The organism is Vicinamibacteria bacterium, assembly GCA_035620555.1.
Taxonomy (GTDB): domain Bacteria; phylum Acidobacteriota; class Vicinamibacteria; order Marinacidobacterales; family SMYC01; genus DASPGQ01.
On the sequence record DASPGQ010000331.1, the window covers coordinates 1 to 2,960 of the forward strand.

Here is a 2,960-nt window from a genome sequence, read left to right on the forward strand (position 1 = left end):
GTCGCGTGCTCGATGACCAGACTGTTGTAGTCGAAGTTCTCGGGGTCTCCGAAGTAGAAGGACGTGCTCGGTGAATGGCCTTCTTCCGTGCCCCGGTTCGTGGTGAGCTGCCAGGTGAGGAAGCCGTTCACGCTATCGGCCACGAATCCCTGAGCGCCGCTCTCGAAGTCCACGCTCAGCACGTCGACGGCGATGGCGCCGGTCGTGTCCACTCGAAAGACTCCGCGGCCATGGGTGAAGGCGAACAACGTCTTCTGGCTCGCATCGAGACTCAAGGCCTCGGTGATGACGTTCGCGAAACCTGTGTTCTCGACCGCCCAGTTGAGGCCTCCGTCGGTCGAGACGAACACGCCGAGATCCGTGGCCAGGTACGCGCGATCGCCAATCGGCTCGGTGAGCGGATCCACGAGGATCTTGTGGACGGGAATGTCGGGAAGGGAAGCACCCCCCGAACCATCGAGAGGACTCCAGTTGGCTCCCCCGTCGGTGCTCTTCCAGACGTGCGTGCCACCGAAAGTGGAATATGTAGCGAATGCCACGTTCTCATCCGTCGGGTGAAACGTCAACGACGACAAGAAACCTTCTCGCGGCCGCGTGACCGGCCACGATGTGCTCGCCGTCGACGTGAGCCCGGAATCGGTGCGATGAATGTGCCCCGAGCTCGTTCCCGCCAGCACCTTGTTCGAATTGACGGGCGATACCGCGATACAGCTCACCTTCCCGTCGAGAACCGCCGCGCTTGCCCGACTCCAGGTTGCCGCTCCATTGTTTGTACGCCACAGGAAGCTCCCGCCTGTCCAGAGCCGGAACGACTCCGATGGATCCATCACGAAGGGGGTGATGAAGAGTCCGATATCGGCGATTCCGCCGGTCGCCGGATCGAAGCTCGCACCGCCATCGATGGATTTTTGAATCGAGATACCCGTGGTCTCGGCATAGAGAACGTTGGTATTCGAGGGGTCGACGGCAACATAGCCTCCATCACCTCCGTGAATCATCGACCAGGCCTCGGAGCCCGACGCGTCGTCGCCCCTGAGAGTTCCGTTGTCTTGAGAGCCACCGAGATACCGCGTCCCGCTTGAGTAAGGGACTCCATGGTAGAACTGGGTGACCCCGTAGTTGTTGTTCAGCTCGGTGAACCCGACACCGCTGTTCGCCGGATCGCAGACTGCCAGAGGGCCGGTAGCCGTGGCGGCGCGCGCGACGTCGGTACGAAACAAACCGCCGTCGTTCCCGACGTAGAGCACTGTGTTGGTGTTGCCGTTGTATTCAGGATGAAATGCGAGGGCGTGCTGATCCGCATGAGCGAAAGAGGGGCTAGCGTTCGACCACCAGTAGGACGCGACACCCCAATTGGCTCCGCCATCATCGGATCGAAACAGGTCGATGCCGCCCACCCACACGATGTCCGGATCCAGGGGATCTACGGCGATGACGTTGTCATACTCGCCTTGGTTGACAAAGGTGCTCGATGTATCGAGAGCGCATTCGACGAGAGTCGCAAGCAAGGGGTTCGTCAGAAGGAGAGTGTTGAGCTTCGTAGCGTCCGTGTTCCGGACCCGCGCCGCCCAGGTGCTGCCCCCGTTGATCGACCGGAAAACGGCATGGAGCCCGCCGTCGTACGGACTGGTCCCATCGATACTCGCGGAGAGCGCGTAGATGATGTCCTGGTTCGAGGGCGCGATGGCGAGTGAGGTCCGTCCCATGTTGGCTTCGGTAAGGACCGATGTCCAGACGCCGGCGCCAGAAGCGTCCAGGTTGCGGTAGACGGTGGCCTGGGTGAGCGTGCCGCAAGAGGCGAAGACGATGTCAACCGGTCCACCATCGGTGCGCGCGGCAAGGTCGAGACAGCCACCGGTCACGAGGGGAGCGAGCACCAGGGACCAGTTGGCTCCACCGTCGAGCGAACGATGGACTCCCGCACGGGTGGCCGCGTAGATTCGCTGGGAATTGTTCGAGCTCACGACGATGTCGTTGACATAGAAGAAGTCCGAACTTTCCGTGCTCGGCAGGCGGTTCCAGGTGGCACCCGCATCGGTCGACTTGAAGATCCCCGCTCCGCGAACCGCGTCATCATTGAAGAAGCCCTCGCCGGTTCCGGCGTAAAGAATGCTCGGGTTTCCCGGGGCCATCGCGAGCGAGCTCACGGCGAGGCTCGCCATGAAATCGTCGAGCGCCGCCCAGGTCGCTCCCGCATTGGTGGTCTTCCAGACGCCTCCGGCCACACCGGCGGCGTACATCCGTTGAGGATTGCTGGGATCGATGACAAGGCCTCGCGTGCGTCCTCCCACGTTGCCGGGCCCGAGCCACGTCCAGACGCCCAGAGCCGCGGACGACGACGCGCCGGGGAAGTCTAGGTCCTCATCGCCGGACGATGGGAGGAAGCGGTTCGAGGCCGTCGAATACCGACGCATGGCGCGCAAGTGCTCACGGGCGGTGAAATATCGATCGACGGGGACCTCCTGCTGGCCAACCGGTACGCGCTTCTGCCGAAAGAACTCGACGGCCGCCGCGGCATCGGTGTGGGGCCGCGGTAGCTTCTCCTTGGCCTCGTCCAGCTTTTTCTCGATGCGGGCGAGCTCTTGAGTCGACGGCCGGTATGGGGAGCGGTTCTCGAAGGATCCGGATGTCGACGCTGCCCGCCGCTCGGAGGCTTCGACAGAGGCAACGAAAGTCAGCACGGGTACGAAGGCGAATGGGAGAACCCATTGATTCGCCGGTGAGAGGCGTGACATGCCAGTCCCCCCTGTCGAGAGCACGGCCCTCGCGTTCGACCCAACCCAGCCCTTACGGGTACGGCAGCGGCAAGAGCGTAGCAGAACGAGGGTCGGCGCGCAAAACCGGAGCGTGTGTTAGACTCTCGCGTCAACCAGTGAATCAGGCGGCGACGCTTCGGTTGCGATTCGACCCCTCGTCCACGACGCCCTGCCGATGAGCGCGCGAATCTCGCGAGTGGAGGC

Annotated in this window: 1 protein-coding gene; it reads right to left on the reverse strand. The window is 62.9% G+C overall.

Annotation, left to right across the window (positions count from 1 at the left end; genetic code table 11):
* Positions 1 to 2,735: hypothetical protein (locus VEK15_13500; GenBank protein ID HXV61708.1), on the reverse strand; the 2,735-nt coding region annotated here is incomplete at its 3' end.
* Positions 2,736 to 2,960: the final 225 nt, after the last annotated feature.